This window comes from Micromonospora sp. NPDC047812, from assembly GCF_040704175.1.
Lineage (GTDB): Bacteria > Actinomycetota > Actinomycetes > Mycobacteriales > Micromonosporaceae > Micromonospora.
In genome coordinates, this window is record NZ_JBEYRY010000019.1 from 1 (window position 1) to 14,789 (window position 14,789).

At 71.6% G+C, this 14,789-nt stretch carries 12 protein-coding genes and 2 tRNA genes; 5 read left to right on the forward strand and 9 right to left on the reverse strand.

Annotated features, from left to right (window positions below):
• The first annotated feature begins 650 nt into the window (after window positions 1–650).
• On the forward strand, window positions 651–878 hold the full coding sequence (locus tag AB0883_RS30070) for a hypothetical protein (protein WP_121399376.1): 228 nt from the start codon (window positions 651–653) through the stop codon (window positions 876–878).
• Between the two features lie 3 nt (window positions 879–881).
• Here the strand turns inward: AB0883_RS30070 and AB0883_RS30075 are convergent, their stop codons facing one another.
• The 6 genes from AB0883_RS30075 to AB0883_RS30100 all read right to left on the reverse strand — a co-directional run bounded on the left by AB0883_RS30075 (window position 882) and on the right by AB0883_RS30100 (window position 6,443).
• Complete coding sequence (locus AB0883_RS30075) at window positions 882–1,679, reverse strand: carbon-nitrogen hydrolase family protein (protein ID WP_366644658.1); 798 nt, start codon at window positions 1,677–1,679, stop codon at window positions 882–884.
• 210 nt (window positions 1,680–1,889) lie between these two features.
• Window positions 1,890–3,185 (reverse strand): ATP-dependent Clp protease ATP-binding subunit ClpX, encoded by a 1,296-nt coding sequence (gene clpX / locus AB0883_RS30080; RefSeq protein WP_132239237.1) that lies wholly within the window; start codon window positions 3,183–3,185, stop codon window positions 1,890–1,892.
• 217 nt (window positions 3,186–3,402) lie between these two features.
• Window positions 3,403–4,065 carry an ATP-dependent Clp protease proteolytic subunit gene (locus AB0883_RS30085; RefSeq protein WP_121399379.1) on the reverse strand — a complete coding sequence of 221 codons (663 nt, stop codon included), beginning with the start codon at window positions 4,063–4,065 and terminating at the stop codon, window positions 3,403–3,405.
• A 10-nt stretch (window positions 4,066–4,075) separates the two neighbouring features.
• Window positions 4,076–4,717: an ATP-dependent Clp protease proteolytic subunit gene (locus tag AB0883_RS30090; RefSeq protein ID WP_091628855.1), complete on the reverse strand. Its 642-nt coding sequence runs from the start codon at window positions 4,715–4,717 to the stop codon at window positions 4,076–4,078.
• A gap of 169 nt (window positions 4,718–4,886) precedes the next feature.
• Complete coding sequence (gene tig, locus AB0883_RS30095) at window positions 4,887–6,233, reverse strand: trigger factor (RefSeq protein WP_121399380.1); 1,347 nt, start codon at window positions 6,231–6,233, stop codon at window positions 4,887–4,889.
• Between the two features lie 136 nt (window positions 6,234–6,369).
• Window positions 6,370–6,443: transfer RNA gene (locus tag AB0883_RS30100), tRNA-Pro, on the reverse strand.
• Between the two features lie 188 nt (window positions 6,444–6,631).
• On the opposite strand from AB0883_RS30100, the gene AB0883_RS30105 reads away from it, so the two are divergent.
• Window positions 6,632–6,705: transfer RNA gene (locus AB0883_RS30105), tRNA-Gly, on the forward strand.
• A gap of 92 nt (window positions 6,706–6,797) precedes the next feature.
• On the opposite strand, the gene AB0883_RS30110 is transcribed toward AB0883_RS30105, so the two are convergent.
• Window positions 6,798–7,640 (reverse strand): aminopeptidase, encoded by an 843-nt coding sequence (locus AB0883_RS30110; RefSeq protein WP_366644659.1) that lies wholly within the window; start codon window positions 7,638–7,640, stop codon window positions 6,798–6,800.
• A gap of 262 nt (window positions 7,641–7,902) precedes the next feature.
• Entirely contained in the window at window positions 7,903–9,066 is a 1,164-nt protein-coding gene (locus AB0883_RS30115) for a PQQ-binding-like beta-propeller repeat protein (RefSeq protein ID WP_366644660.1), read from the reverse strand.
• A 407-nt stretch (window positions 9,067–9,473) separates the two neighbouring features.
• Between AB0883_RS30115 and AB0883_RS30120 the strand changes: the two genes are divergently transcribed.
• The gene (locus AB0883_RS30120; protein ID WP_366644661.1) at window positions 9,474–9,893 is read left to right on the forward strand and encodes an ASCH domain-containing protein; all 420 of its coding nucleotides are present in this window, start codon (window positions 9,474–9,476) and stop codon (window positions 9,891–9,893) included.
• A 70-nt stretch (window positions 9,894–9,963) separates the two neighbouring features.
• Here AB0883_RS30120 and AB0883_RS30125 read toward each other — a convergent pair whose 3' ends face one another.
• Window positions 9,964–10,422, reverse strand: coding sequence for a carboxymuconolactone decarboxylase family protein (locus AB0883_RS30125; protein ID WP_366644685.1), 459 nt, complete (start codon window positions 10,420–10,422; stop codon window positions 9,964–9,966).
• Between the two features lie 152 nt (window positions 10,423–10,574).
• Here AB0883_RS30125 and AB0883_RS30130 point away from each other — a divergent pair, with 152 nt between their 5' ends.
• Together AB0883_RS30130 and AB0883_RS30135 are read left to right on the forward strand one after the other, a co-directional pair.
• Window positions 10,575–11,441 carry a sigma-70 family RNA polymerase sigma factor gene (locus AB0883_RS30130; RefSeq protein ID WP_366644662.1) on the forward strand — a complete coding sequence of 289 codons (867 nt, stop codon included), beginning with the start codon at window positions 10,575–10,577 and terminating at the stop codon, window positions 11,439–11,441.
• 106 nt (window positions 11,442–11,547) lie between these two features.
• Complete coding sequence (locus tag AB0883_RS30135; RefSeq protein WP_366644663.1) at window positions 11,548–14,733, forward strand: Hsp70 family protein; 3,186 nt, start codon at window positions 11,548–11,550, stop codon at window positions 14,731–14,733.
• The last annotated feature ends 56 nt before the right edge of the window (window positions 14,734–14,789 follow it).

Sequence of the window (14,789 nt, forward strand, 5' to 3'; positions counted from 1 at the left end):
CAGCCAAACCGAAGCCTGACCAGTCCGGGGTATAAATCAATTTGGCACTGGCTTATCAAGCACCCTGTTGAGTTCTCAAAGAACAACCACACACCACTCAGGCGTCCCACATCGTGGGAACCCGCTTGGGGCAACTCCTCTAACTTACTTGGTTCACTTCCCGCCGTCAACCTCGCGTTTGAGGTGATCCAGGAAAGCGCTCCGGGTCCACGATGACGCTCGCCGTATCACGGCGGTCGTTGCTGTCGTGGGAAACCGCAGACCGGCCGATTGCCACTCCGTGGCCATCCGCCCGGCTCCTGCCGGCTTTCGAACTCTACCCGGTCGGCCTCGCGATCGCAACCCCGTCTTGGAGTGTCCTCGCACCGCCCGGATCCTCAGCCTCGTTCGGCGTCTCCGCCACGAGCCTGGTGCCGTTGTCGGCCGGTTTGTCCGGCCTCCCGCGTGCAGAGAGAAAGTTACGCCGCCCGCCCGGAGAAGGCAAATCGGCGTCTGTCACTGCGTGCCCCGGAACGGCCGCCGGCTACGTCCAGATCGACCTGAACGCGACCGTCGACGGCGAGGACGTGCCGGGCGGCTCCGCGGCGGTCGCGCATTCGTGATGACCGCGTGGGGTCCGAAGGCGGCCCCGCCGTGCCAGAGTGTCTGTCATGGCTGACCTCCCGCGCACCCGGGTGACCGTGCTCGCCGAGGACGCGCTGACGGGACTGCTGCTGCCGTTCTGGCAGCTGGTCATCGGCGCCTTCGTGGTCTTCGTCGTCCTGGTCTCGGTGGCTCGGCTGGCCCGCCGGGGTCGCTCCCGCATGACGACGGCACTCCTGGTCACGGCCGCCGCGATCGCCGGCTTCGCCGTGCTCGGCGTACTGCTTCAGGGGTGAGCGTCAGAGGCGGCGGTTCGCCAGGCTCGGCAGCTCGGCGCGGATGGTCCGCAGCCGGTCGAGGTCGAGGTCGGCGACCGCCAGGCCCGGGCCGTCGGGCACCTGGGTGAGCACCGTCCCCCACGGGTCGACCACCATGCTGCGCCCGTAACAGGTCCGGCTCGGCTCGTGGTCGCCGGTCTGCCCCGCCGCGGCGACGAAACACTGGTTCTCGATCGCCCGCGCGCGGAGCAGCACCTCCCAGTGATCCCGACCCGTGTGGACCATGAAGGCCGCCGGCACCACGAGCAACTGGGCCCCGCCCTCGACCACGAGCCGCCGGTACAGCTCCGGGAACCGGAGGTCGTAGCAGATCGACAGGCCGACGCGAAGACCCTCGACGTCGACGACCACCGGCTGGTCGCCCGGGGCCACCGTCGCCGACTCCAGGTAGGAGACCCGGCCGGGGATCTCCACGTCGTACAGATGGATCTTGCGGTAGCTGGCGGCGAGCGTGCCGGAGCGGTCGAAGACCAGGGAGGTGTTCCAGGTGCGGGCCGGGTCCGGCCCGCGCTCACGGATCGATCCGGCGATCAGCCAGATGCCCAGTCGCCGGGCGACGCCGGCGAAGAACTGGCCGACCTCGCCGTCGACCGGCTCCGGTTCGGGGAGGCCCGCGGTGGGACCGAGGTAGTCGACGCACTCGGGCAGGAGCGCCAGGTCCGCGCCGGCCGCCGCCGCGCGTTCCAGCAGGGTCTCGGCAGCCGCGAGGTTCGCCTTACGGTCTTCCCGGGAGTTGAGCTGGCAGACGGCGACGCGCATGGGATCAGCGTACGACCGGAGCGGGCGCGGCGACAGCGTCGAAGGGCGTTGGCGGGGCTCCCGGGTCACGGGGGTCGAGCCTCCGGCGCCGGACGGATCGGGGCGGACGGCGTCAAGTTCCCGGAGTCGTGCAGCGTCGACGCGGCGGACATCGCGACCACCCAGACGGCACCGCGCCCGACCGGAGCGGTCGGGCGCGGCGACGGTGGATCAGGCCGACTTCTCCTCGCGGTCCCGCCGGGCACGCCGGCCGGTGAACTCGCGGGGCACGATCGTCGGGTTGACGTTCTCGAGCACCACCTCCCGGGTGATCAGCACCCGGGCGGCGTCGGGGTTGCTCGGCACCTCGTACATCACGGAGAGCAGGACCTCTTCCATGATCGCCCGCAGGCCGCGGGCGCCGGTGCCGCGCAGCATCGCCTGGTCGGCGATCGCCTCCAGGGCCGGCGGCTCGAACTCCAGCTCGACGCCGTCGAGCTCGAAGAGGCGCTGGTACTGCCGGACCAGGGCGTTGCGCGGCTCGGTGAGGATGCGCACCAGGGCGGTGCGGTCGAGGCTACGCACGTTGGTGATCACCGGGAGCCGGCCGATGAACTCGGGGATCAGCCCGAACTTCAGCATGTCCTCCGGCATGACCTGGCTGAAGATGTCGTCGGTCGACCGCTCGGAGACCGACCGGAGCCGGGCGCCGAAGCCCGTGCCGCCGTGACCGGTGCGGGCCTCGATGATCTGGTCGAGACCGGCGAAGGCGCCACCGCAGATGAACAGCACGTTGGTGGTGTCGATCTGGATGAACTCCTGGTGGGGGTGCTTGCGCCCGCCCTGCGGCGGCACGTTCGCCACCGTGCCTTCCAGCATCTTCAGCAGCGCCTGCTGGACGCCCTCGCCGGAGACGTCCCGCGTGATCGACGGGTTCTCCGACTTACGGGCGATCTTGTCGACCTCGTCGATGTAGATGATGCCGGTCTCGGCGCGCTTGATGTCGTAGTCGGCGGCCTGGATCAGCTTGAGGAGGATGTTCTCCACGTCCTCGCCGACGTAGCCGGCCTCCGTGAGCGCGGTGGCGTCGGCGATGGCGAAGGGCACGTTCAACATCCGGGCCAGGGTCTGCGCCAGGTGGGTCTTGCCGCATCCCGTCGGGCCGAGCAGCAGGATGTTGGACTTGGCCAGCTCGACGGCGTCACTGCCGGAGCCCGGCGCGCCGGCCGCCTCGGCCTGGATCCGCTTGTAGTGGTTGTAGACCGCGACGGCGAGCGCCTTCTTGGCCTGGTCCTGCCCGACGACGTAGGTGTCGAGGAACTGGCAGATCTCCATCGGCTTGGGAAGCTCTTCCCACTTCACCTCGCCGGACTCGGCCAGCTCCTCCTCGATGATCTCGTTACAGAGATCGATGCACTCGTCGCAGATGTAGACCCCGGGCCCTGCGATGAGCTTCTTGACCTGCTTCTGCGACTTACCGCAGAACGAGCATTTCAGTAGGTCGCCGCCGTCACCGATCCGTGCCACCTACGTTCTCCCTGCACTCGTCGGCCGGAGACCCGGCCCTCGCCTGCGGACGTGGAAGCGTCCGCCTCGTTTCACCCCGCTCGTTCACCCCGCCGGCGGACCGGTGGAGCGGCACAACCCGACGTTACCCGCTGGCGGAGGTTTCTCCGACCCCCAAAACGGGTGTGTCAGACGGTCGGCCGGGAGCGCACTCCCGGCCGACCGCGACCCGAGCGTTTCAGCTGGCGGCGTTGGCCGCCAGCAGGCCCTTCTTGCGGCTGGTGAGGATGGTGTCCACCAGCCCGTACTCCTTGGACTCCTCGGCCGTCATGATCTTGTCACGGTCGATGTCCTTGCGGACCTTCTCGATCGGCTGGTTGCAGTGCCGGGAGAGCATCTCCTCGAGCTGCGTACGCATCCGCAGGATCTCCCGGGCCTGGATCTCGATGTCCGAGCCCTGCCCGTAGCCGCCCTCGGTGGCCGGCTGGTGGATGATGATCCGCGAGTTCGGCAGCGCCATCCGCTTGCCCGGGGTGCCGGCGGCCAGCAGCACGGCCGCCGCGCTGGCGGCCTGGCCGAGGCAGACCGTCGAGATGTCCGGCCGGACGTACTGCATGGTGTCGTAGATCGCCGTCATGGCGGTGAACGAACCACCGGGCGAGTTGATGTACATGATGATGTCGCGGTCCGGGTCGGTGCCCTCGAGCGTCAGCAGCTGCGCCATCACGTCGTTGGCCGACGCGTCGTCGACCTGGACGCCGAGGAAGATGATCCGGTCCTCGAAGAGCTTGTTGTAGGGGTTGGATTCCTTGACCCCGTACGACGTGCGCTCGACGAACGACGGCAGGACGTAGCGGTTGTGCACGGCCGCGAACTGGGGCGGCAGGCTCAGGTCGGTCATCGTCAGCTCCTCAGCTCAGGGTCCCGGCGCCATCCGGAACCTGCGCGGCCCCGATGATCACCTTGTCGATGAAGCCGTAGTCCAGGGCCTCCTGGGCGGTGAACCAGCGGTCGCGGTCGGAGTCCGCCTCGATCTGCGCCTGGCTCTGGCCGGTGTGGTGCGCGACCCGCTCCTGGAACATCCGCTTGGTGTAGAGCATCTGCTCCGCCTGGATGGCGATGTCGGACGCGGTGCCGCCCAGACCGCCGGAGGGCTGGTGCATCATGATCCGCGCGTGCGGCAGGGCGTAGCGCTTGCCCTTGGTGCCGGCGCAGAGCAGCAGCTGACCCATGGACGCCGCCATGCCCATCGCCACGGTCGAGACGTCGTTGTCGATGAACTGCATGGTGTCGTAGATCGCCATGCCGGAGTAGACCGAACCGCCCGGCGAGTTGATCCAGAGGTTGATGTCGCGGTCCGGGTCCTCCGCGGCGAGCAGCAGGAGCTGCGCGCAGATGCGGTTGGCGACCTGGTCGGTCACCTCGCTGCCCAGGAAGATGATGCGTTCCTTGAGCAACCGGTTGTAGACCGAGTCGTCGAGGTTGCCAATGGTGTCGCCACCGCGGGCATCGATCGCCCGGAGCGGCTTCGCTTGGATGTGCATGTCGGTCATGGCAGCCCTTCGCTCTCCGTACCGTCCTACCCGACACTAACCGCTCAGCCGGATGGCAGAGCGCCGGTCCGGGCAGTGTTCGCTATCAGCGCAGCACCGCCGAGGCGTACCCGAAAAGGGAATCGGCCGCCGTCCGCCGCAGACGGCGGACGGCGGCCTCCCCGCACCGTCAGTGCTCGTGGTTGTGCTCGGCCTCGCTCTCGGCGCGCAGCGCGTCGAGGGTGACCTCGTTGCCCGCCGAGTCCTTGATCTTGATGCGCTCCATGACCGAGGCCAGGGCCTTGCCCCGCCGCACGTCACCGAAGACGGCACCGGCCGCGCCCGAGCGGACCAGCTGGTCGTAGTACTGCTGCGGAGCCATCCCGGCGCGCTGGGCCCGGTGCACGATCTCGTGGCCGAACTCGTCGTCGGAGACCTGCACGTCCTCGGCGTCGGCCAGGGTGTCCAGCAGCAGCTGGACCTTGACGCCCTCGGTCGCCGCCTCGGTCAGCTCGGCGTCGATCTGCTCCTCGGTCTTCTCCTCGGCCGCGAGGTACTCCTCCAGGGAGGCGCCGATCCGCTCGAGCTGGTCGATCATCGCCTGCTTGCGGTTCTCGACCTCCTCGCGGATGACGCCCTCCGGCGCCGGCACCTCGGCGGCGGCCACCATCTGCTCCAGCGCCTTGTCCCGGGCGGCGTAGATCTGCTCGACCCGCTTGCCCCGGGTGACCCGCTCGCGCAGGTCGCCGCGCAGCTCCTCGATGGTGTCGAACTCGCTCGCCATCTGGGCGAACTCGTCGTTGAGCTCCGGCAGCTCCTTCTCCTTGACCGTGCGGACGGTCACCGCCACCTCGGCGTCGCGGCCGGCGAAGTCGCCGCCGACGAGCTGGGTGGTGAAGCTGGTGTTCTCGCCGGCGGCCAGGCCGACGACGGCCTCGTCCAGGCCCGGGAGGAGCTGCTTGCTGCCGACCTCGTGGGAGATGTTGCTGGCGGAGCCGCCCGGCACGTCCTCGCCGTCGACGGTCGCGTTCAGGTCGATCTGGACGTAGTCGCCCTCCTGAGCGGCCCGCTCGACGGTCTTCAGGGTGGCGAACCGCTCGCGCAGGCTCTTCACCTGCTCGTCGATCTCGCTGTCGTCGATCTGCAGCTCGTCGACGGTCACCTCGATGGTGGCCGGGTCCGGCAGGGTGATCTCCGGGCGGACGTCGACCTCGGCGGTGAAGTTCAGCGAGTCACCGTCGTTGAACTCGGTGATCTCGACCTCGGGGCGGCCGAGCGTCTTCAGGTCGTGCTCGCGGACGGCGGCGAGGATGTTCTGCGGGATGGCCTCCTGCACCGCCTCGTTGAGGACGGTGCCCCGGCCGACCCGCTGGTCGATCACGGCCGCCGGAACCTTGCCCTTGCGGAAGCCGGGCACCTGGACCTGCTGCCCGATCTCCCGGTACGCCTTCCTGAGGCTCGGCTCGAGCTCGACGAACGGCACCTCGATGGCGAGCCGCACGCGCGTCGGGCTCAGAGTCTCGACGGTGCTCTTCACAGGCGTACTCCTTGACGGATCTCGGTTTTAGTCTGGGCGTGATAAGCCCATCGAGTGTAGGCGAGCCGGCCGGACGCACCGGCAGCGGCCGGGCACCGCGCGGAGGGCGACCCCGGCGGCCGGCCGCGGACGACAGTCGGGGTGGCGGGATTTGAACCCACGGCCCCTCGCTCCCAAAGCGAGTGCGCTACCAAGCTGCGCCACACCCCGTGGCGACCAGCAGTGTATGCCGTCGCGACGCGCCGGACGTGCCGGGGCGTCCCTCAACGCGCCGAAGGGGGACCAACCGGGCATCCGGGCGCTCCCGGCGGGTCGCCGCGACCCGCCGGGACACGGCCGAGCGGGCCGCACGGGTCATTGGGTACGCTGTCGGCGCGCCCGCAACCACCGGGGCGCATGCGGGCGTAGCTCAATGGCAGAGCTTCAGTCTTCCAAACTGACGGTGCGGGTTCGATTCCCGTCGCCCGCTCCACGAAAATGGCCCAGGTCAGCGGCGTTCTCGCCGAGCCTGGGCCGCTCTCGTTCCAGGACTCGGACGACACGAGCCACCTTCCAGGCCACAACCTAGGCAGCATCAGCCTCGCGAGAGCTGCGCAGAGCGCCGACGACCACCAGTCCCATGCCGGCGAGCGCGATTACCGCCTCCATGGCGGACGACATCTGGGGAAAGCCCTCCGTCGAGGTGCTCACCCTCATTCCTGGGTGCAGAAAGGCGGCGTCGGGAGGTTCGGCCACGACCCACCAGCCTGACCATGCCGTGGCGAGATCCAAGCAGACGCGAGCCGCTGTGAGGCACAGCAGGAACATCCCCAGCGGGAGCAGCCCGCGCCTGTCGGCGCGCCGCCCCGACAGAGCGAGCGCCCCCACGGCCACGAGGGCAGCGAGCAGCGCCGGCCACACCATCGCGAGCAGGTCGAGCAACGGATAGCGGCCGAGATCCCGCGCGGAGTTCAGCCCGAACCAGACGAGCACCAGCAGTGCGAGGACTGTCGTCGCCACACCCCGCCGTCTGCCACGCGACGGTAGCGCCAACACGCCGGCCGCGAGACAGAGGACGCCAAGCAGCAGACCCAGCGCGGTGAGCCTTTCCCGCTCAATCGTCGCCCGCCAGCGCGCCAACTCGGACGTCTTCGCCACCCCTTGGCCGTACGTCAGCCAGCCTGCTTCATCGGCCTGCTCCTGGTACCCCAGCAGCCTCACCGCCACCACGGCAAGTAGCCCGACACCGGCGGCAACGATCCACCTCACGCGGCGTGCGCCTCGGTCGACCAGGGCGTAGCCGAGCAGTGCGAGCAGCATGACCAGGCCGAACCGCAGCGACGCGGCCGGCATGGCGAGCAGCGCCGCCGCAACCGAAAGCAGACCAGCCGCGACGGATGCAACGAGCAGGCCGATCGAAAGACGCACAGCGGAGATCGTGACACAGGAGCCGGAAGTGCACGTGGCCCCGGAATGTCAGGCGGACCGGGATCGGCATCGACCTGAAACCCTTACTTGTTCAGGCACTCAGCTGCGCTCTGGTAGTAGTCGTCGATCGGCTGGCGCGCCCCATCGAACAGCGCCGGCCGTGCCGACCGAAGCGGGTTCGCGTGGTGGCGGCGGCGATCTCCCGCTCCCGCCTGTCGGCGTGCTGGTGATCAGGGCCGCCCGACAGCCGTCATGACCGGGGCTAGAGGCTGTAGACGGTCAGCTTCGTGCCGTCGGTGACATACACCCTGCCGTAGGTGACCACGAGCTGGTCGACCGCGCCGGTGAACGCTGGCGCTTTCAGCGGGGCACCGTCGACCGGGTTCAGGGTGTACACCCGGTCGCTCTTGGCGGTGACGTACAAGACACCACCCGCGATGATCGCCCGCTGGTGCTGGCTCTCCGGAATGCTCCGGCTCCAGATCGTGGCGCCGGTACTGCGGTTCACCGCGGAGACGGTGCCCCCGGTGGAGGTGACGTACAGCCTGGTCGGGGTGACCACCACGAACCTCGGGTACAGGTTCGACGCGAGCCAGGTCAGGGTGCCGGTCGTCGCGTCGAGGACCTGCAGGCTGTGCCCCCACCCGACGTAGAACCTGGTCCCCGCTTCGTCGGCCGCGAGCGGCCGGTACTCACGGTTCTCAGTGGTGTGGATGATCCTGCCGGTGACGATGTCGACGATGCTGCTCGTCAGGGGTCCGCCACTAGTTCCGGTTCCGGAGACAACGACGCGACCGTTCGCCGAGACCGGCTGTTGCATGTACTGGTTGCGCTGCCACAGCAGCTGTCCGTCGGCGATGCGGTAGGCGCGCGTGTCAATGCTGTAGCGGCTTTCGCCGGAGACCACGACGACGCCCCGGTCGACGAGGATCTGCGTAACCCAGCCCTCGTCGTCGAAGTCCCGGACCACCGTCCCGGTCATAGCGTTGAGCACGAAGATCTGGCTGGAATCGGCGCCAGGCATGGCGGGGCTGTCGTTCACCGCCAAGACGATCTGGCCTGCCGTGTGGACGATCTGCGAAGGCCAGCGGAACCTCTCCGGGTCCGGCTCGAAGCGCCACCTCTGCGCGCCGGTCTCCTCGTCGGTGGCCGTGACACCAGTGTCATCCTGCGTGTACACGAGTCCGTCGGCGACGACCGGTGCACGCTGGCCGGTCCGGGCCGGGGTGCCGGTGTACGCGAGCTCGAGGTTCGGGACGGTCGGGACCGTCACCCTCGACTCGTTGGGATTGAATCCGCTGTTGCTGACCAGGTAGCCGGACATGGCCCACCAGCCCGTGCCGCCCGCGGCGGCCGGCGCCGCCGGCACCGCCACCGTCGCCACGAGCACCGCGGCAGCGGTCAACACCTTCAGTGGATGCTTCACCCGTACCTCCCCCGTTGGCGCGGCGTCGCACAACCCCGCGCTTTGTCTTTCCTCCCCGGTGTCGTGCCGGGATGCGTCCCTGCTGCCCCGGTGCCGCAGTGCCGGTGATCTTATGGCTCGAACGACGTCCATGGTTGCCCGTGCCGATCCACAGACTCCGGCCCAGGCCAGCGTCGTCGTCGCCGCGCCTGGCCGCTCTCGCGCCAGCCCAGCCGGAGGTAATCTCCTCAGACCCGGATGCGCGGCCTCGTGGTCGGTCACGGGCCATCCGTGGAAGTGAGCCAGCGCAGCGTGACTTGCGCAGCCCGATGCCGCACCACCGCCAGGTGAGTCCTCGGGTACTGGTCGGCGAGCGGCGCCACGACGATCGGAAGGCGACCGCCGTGCGACGTGGGTAGTCTTTCGGCGTGGAGCTTGATGATCTTCCGCTTGCGGAGTTCGCGTTTCCGGGACCGCTGCGGGACAGCCTGGTGGCCGCGATCCTGTCCGGCGCGAAGACCTCGACGTCCAGCCTCGTGCTCGGCTACGAGCGGACGGACGAGCCGCTGCCCGAGGTCGGGCAGCGATCGGCGGTGGTCGACTCGGCGGGCCGGCGGGTCGCGGTGATCGAGACGACCGACGTGCGGGTGGTCCGGCTCGGCGACGTCGACCTGCAACACGCCCTCGACGAGGGCGAGGGGTACGGGTCCGTGGCGCAGTGGCGGGCCGGGCACGAGACGTTCTGGCACAGCGCGGAGGTGCGCGCGGAACTGGGCGACCCGGGCTTCACCGTCGACGACGACACCGAGGTGCTGCTGGAGCGCTTCCGGCTGGTGCACACCGTCTGAACGCCCGTTGCCGTAGGCGGCGACCCCGGGCGTACGGCGGCGTACGCCGCACGCCCGGGTCGGACGCCGCTCAGCCCCAGTTCTGCGGGGCGGGCTGGCGGGTGGTGGCGTTCAACCGGTTGAAGAAGTTGGTGGTGGCGAGCCAGAGCACCAGCGCGGCCAGTTCCTTCTCCTCGAAGTGCCGGGCGGCCTCGTCCCACACCTCGTCGGGCACGGGGTCGGCCCGGTCGGCGAGGCGGGTGGCGGCCTCGGCGAGCGCGAGCGCGGCCCGCTCCGCGTCGGTGAAGTACGGCGTCTCCCGCCAGGCGGCCAGCGCGAACAGCCGCTCCTCGGTCTCCCCCGCCTTCCGGGCGTTGCGGGCGCCGGAATCGACGCACGCGCTGCACCCGTTGATCTGGCTGGCCCGCAGGTGGACCAGTTCCAGGGTGCTCCCGGGGACGCCGGCCGAGTGGGCCGCCTTGTAGAGCAGATTGATCGCCTTCACCGTGTCGGGGAGCAGCGTCGCGGGGTTCTGCATACGGGCCTGCATGGACATGTCGCATCGTCCTTCCTGTTACGCTGCCGGCCTTCGCCGTCGCAGCGCTCCTGGTTCCTCACCCTGCTGTCGACAGCCGGAGGAGCGACGTGACAGATGTGACCCGGGCCACGCCAGAACGGGACAACCGCCGGGGTGGCGATGCCGTGAGCGACACCGACCTGCTCGCCGAGCGCTTCGAGGAGCAGCGCCCCCGGCTGCGTTCCGTGGCCCGGCGGATGCTCGGCTCCGCAGCCGAGGCCGACGACGCGGTACAGGACACCTGGCTGCGGCTCAGCCGCGCCGACGCCGACGCCATCGACAACCTGCCGGGCTGGCTCACCACCACCGTCGGGCGGGTCTGCCTCGACCGGCTGGGCTCCAGCGCCGCGCGGCACGAGCGACCCACCGACGTGGTCACCGACGAGTCGGCCACGTCCGGAGCCGGCGAGGTCGACCCCGAGCGGGAGGCGATGCTCACGGAGTCGGTCGGGCGCGCGCTGGACGTGGTGCTACGGACCCTCGGCCCCACCGAACGGCTGGTGTTCGTGCTGCACGACATGTTCGCGGTCTCCTTCGACGAACTCGCGCCCGTCGTCGACCGCAGCCCGGCCGCCGTACGGCAGATCGCCAGCCGGGCCCGCCGGCGTGTACAGGACGGGTCGCCGGCGCCGGAGACCGACCGGGCCCGGCAGCGCGGGACCGTCGAGGCGTTCCTCGCCGCGTCCCGCGAGGGGCGCTTCGACGACCTGCTCACCCTGCTCGACCCGCACGTCGTCCTGCGCTCCGACGACGCGGCCGTCCGGTTGGGCGGGGCCGGCGAGGCGCGCGGCTCGGCCACGGTGGCCGCCTTCTTCTCGGGCAAGGCGCAGGGGGCGCTGCCGGCGTTCGTCGACGGTGCGCCGGGAGCGGTGGTGGTCGTCGACGGCCGTACCCGCCTGGTGCTCAGCTTCGTGGTCACCGACCGGATCCTCGGCATCGAGGTGGTCGCGGACCCCGACGAGATCGCCGGCCTGGACCTGATCGTGGGCTGACGGCCCGCGCGGCCTGAGCCGCGCGTCAGGGCGCGATCGGCCCTGGTGCGGCTGCTGCGTACGATGCGGGGCCGGGCATCCCCTCGTCCCGCGGAGGTAACGGCAGATGGCAGGCCAGCACGAGGGGTACGCCCTCGGCGTCGACCTCGGCACGTCCCACACCGTCGCCGTGCTGCGCCGGCCCGACGGGCACACGCGCCCGCTGCTCGTGGACGGGCAGCCGATCATCCCCTCCGGCGTGTACGCCGACACCGACGGGCTGCTGCACGCCGGTCGGGACGCCCAGCGGCTGGCCCGCACCGATCCGGGCCGGTACGAGCCGAACCCGAAGCGGCGCATCGACGAGCCCGCGGTCATGCTGGGTGATCGCCGGTACCCGCCGGCCGAGCTGCTGGCCGCGACGCTGCACGCGGTGGCCCGGGCCGCCGTCGAGGCGGTCGGGTTCCTGCCCCCGGCCGTGCTGACCTGCCCGGCGACCTGGGACGCCGCCCGCCGCCAGGTGCTGGCCGACGCCCTGGCGGCGGCCGGTTGGCCGTCGGCGGCGGAGCACACGCTCTCCGGTCCCACGCCGCCCGGCACCCGGCTGCTGCGCGAGCCGGTGGCCGCCGCCCGCTACTACACGCAGGTGCTGCGCCGTCCGGTGCCGGTGGGCGGGACGATCGCGGTCTTCGACTTCGGCGCCGGGACGCTGGACGTCGCGGTGCTGCGCAACGAGGGCGCCGACCCGTGGGGTGACTCCGGGTTCACGGTCGTCACGGCTGGCGGCGCCGACGACCTCGGCGGCCTGGACCTGGACGCGGCCCTGCTGGGCCGGCTCGGCGAGCTGGTCGCCGAGGCGCACCCGGCGCGATGGGAGCGGCTGACCCGCCCGGAGTCCGCGACGCAGTGGCGGGAGCGGCACGAGCTCTGGGAGAACGTGCGGGGCGCGAAGGAGATGCTGTCGCGGGTCACGGCCGCGCCGGTGGCCGTACCGGGGGTGGAGGCGGCGGTCACGCTCACCCGCGCCGACCTGGAGCGGGTGGCCGCGCCGCTGCTGGGCCGGGCGGTGGCGGTGACCCGGGAGGTGGTCGGCGCGGCCGGCCTCGACCCGCAGCAGCTCTCCGGCCTGTTCCTGGTGGGTGGCGCCACCCGGATGCCGATGGTGGCCCGGCTGCTGCACGCCGAGTTGGGCGTCGCCCCGACCGTGCTGGAGCAGCCGGAGCTGCCGGTGGCCGAGGGGGCGCTGACGGACCTGCCCCTGCCCCGGCGGGCCCGGTCCGCCGACGCCTTCGCCGCGCCCGCCGGGCCGGCGCGACCGGCCGGAGCACCACAGCCCGGTCCCGCCGCGCCGGCACCACAGGCCGCCGCCTCGACACCGCCCGACCTGCCGGCGCAGCCCGGATCCGCCGGCGGGCCGCCACGCGGGCCGGCCGCACCGGGCGGGGGTGCCGGCGGCCAGGACGGCAACGCGCCGACCGCGCCCGCCGGCCCGGCCCCCACGCCGACCGCCGTCGCCGGACCGGAGGGCGTCACGCCGGCCCTGCCCGCCGGGCTGGCGCCGACCATGGTCGCCGGCCCGCCGACCGCCCCGACCGTGCCCGCCGCCCCGTCACCGGCCGCGCCGTTCGCCCCGCCGGGCGCGGGCCCGTCAGCGTTCGCGCCGCCGGACGCCGGCCCGTCGCCGGTCGCGCCGCCGTGGGCGCCGGCAGCTCATCCGTCGTCGGGCGCACCGGCCGGAGGCACGACACCGTACGCACCGCCGGGGGCGCCGGCCGCCGGCCCGGCCTCGGGCGCACCGGCCGGAGGCGGGGCGCCCTACGCACCGCCGGGCGTGCCCCCGGCCGGTCCCGCGGGGGCGTGGTCGGGCGTACCCGTCTCCGGGACGCCGGTGTCGCCGTCGACCGGCGGCGGCCGGAGTGGAGCGGCGCTCCCCCGACGCCGGGCGCTCTGGATCTCGCTCGCCGCCGTTCTCGCGCTGGCCGGCGTGGCGACCGCGGCGGTGCTGTACCTGACCCGGGACCGTTACCCGGCCCTGGAGTTCCGCACCGTCGACCAGCTGACCCGGGTGCCCGCCGGCACGCAGCGGCCGGCGGACATGTTCACCGCGGTCCTCGGCGACCGGGCGTACCTCGGCTATCCGCTCGACGACGGGCGGCTGGAGGTGGTGGCGGTCGACGCCGGCACCGGCGCCGTGAAGTGGCGCAAGCAGACGGCGGCCTCCTCCGAGCGGTGGAAGCGGATCGTCGCCCTGCCCGGCGCGGTCGCGGTCTTCGCCGACGCCATCGGCGACGACACCCCCCGCGACCTCGTGCTGCTCGACGGCGCCTCCGGCGACCAGCGGTGGCGCCGGTCGATCCTGGGCAACGACGACGTCCTCTTCGGCGAGGGCGTCGCGGTGCAGGTGGACCGCGCCGGGAAGCGGCTCGTCGGGCTGCGCCTGGGCGACGGCGGAGAGATCTGGGCGGCGCCCAGCCCGCGCGACGAGTACGACAACACCCCCACCAGCGTCCACCCGGTCACCACCGACAAGGCGCTGGGCGGCCCGGCCTTCCTCGACGGCTCCCCGCGCGATCCATGGCGCGGCGACGTCAGCCGGATCGTGCAGGTGGGCGCGGACCGCTCCGTCCGGCTGATCGACATGGGCAGCGGCCGGGTCGTCCGTACCCGGGCCGGGGTGGCCGACCACGACGACCTGGTGGTGGCGCACGAGGACCGGCTCTACGTGGCCCGCGACGACGCCGGTTACCAGCTGCTCGCGTACGACCTGACGAGTGACGCCCAGCCGAAGGTGCTCTACACGGCCGAGGACGACAAGCGCCGGCCGGAGGCGCTGGTGCCCTGCGGCGAGCGGCGGGCGTGCCTGCTGGAGGTGACCGGCGGCGACGACGAGACCACCGAGGTCGTGGCGGCCACCGAGGAGAAGGTGAGCCGGTGGAAGGCGCCGGAGGCGACCCTGCTGGTGCCGCTCGGCGAGCACCTGCTCGCCCGGCGGACCTCCCCGGAGTCGGCCGGCACGCTGTTCGGCCCCGACGGTCGCGCCGTGCTCTCCGAGCGCGGCGGGGTGGCGGTCCGGCTCGACGCGGGCAACCTGCTGCTCCTCGCCGACCCGCCCAGCTCGGTCGAGGACGACCGCAGCGTCGCCGGGATGTCGGTGGGCTCGGGTGAGGTGGCCGAGCTGGGCCAGCTGGAGGACGTACGCAGCGACAGCTGCTCGTGGAACACCAGCGTGATCGCCTGCGGTGCCGGTAGGCAGAGCGGGGACGCCGGGGCGGACTCCCCGTACGGTTTCGTGCTCTACCGGTTCGCCGAGTAGCCGATACCCGACAGCCATTCAGATCGATCTATATAGCCGATAGCCTCCTCTCAACG

What these genes read in the sequence shown, in the direction of transcription:
- AB0883_RS30070 (WP_121399376.1), top strand. Translation starts at nt 651, where the DNA reads ATGGCTGACCTCCCGCGCACCCGGGTGACCGTGCTCGCCGAGGACGCG.
- AB0883_RS30075 (WP_366644658.1), bottom strand. Translation starts at nt 1,679, where the DNA reads ATGCGCGTCGCCGTCTGCCAGCTCAACTCCCGGGAAGACCGTAAGGCG.
- AB0883_RS30085 (WP_121399379.1), bottom strand. Translation starts at nt 4,065, where the DNA reads ATGACCGACCTGAGCCTGCCGCCCCAGTTCGCGGCCGTGCACAACCGC.
- AB0883_RS30090 (WP_091628855.1), bottom strand. Translation starts at nt 4,717, where the DNA reads ATGACCGACATGCACATCCAAGCGAAGCCGCTCCGGGCGATCGATGCC.
- AB0883_RS30125 (WP_366644685.1), bottom strand. Translation starts at nt 10,422, where the DNA reads ATGCAGGCCCGTATGCAGAACCCCGCGACGCTGCTCCCCGACACGGTG.
- AB0883_RS30135 (WP_366644663.1), top strand. Translation starts at nt 11,548, where the DNA reads ATGGCAGGCCAGCACGAGGGGTACGCCCTCGGCGTCGACCTCGGCACG.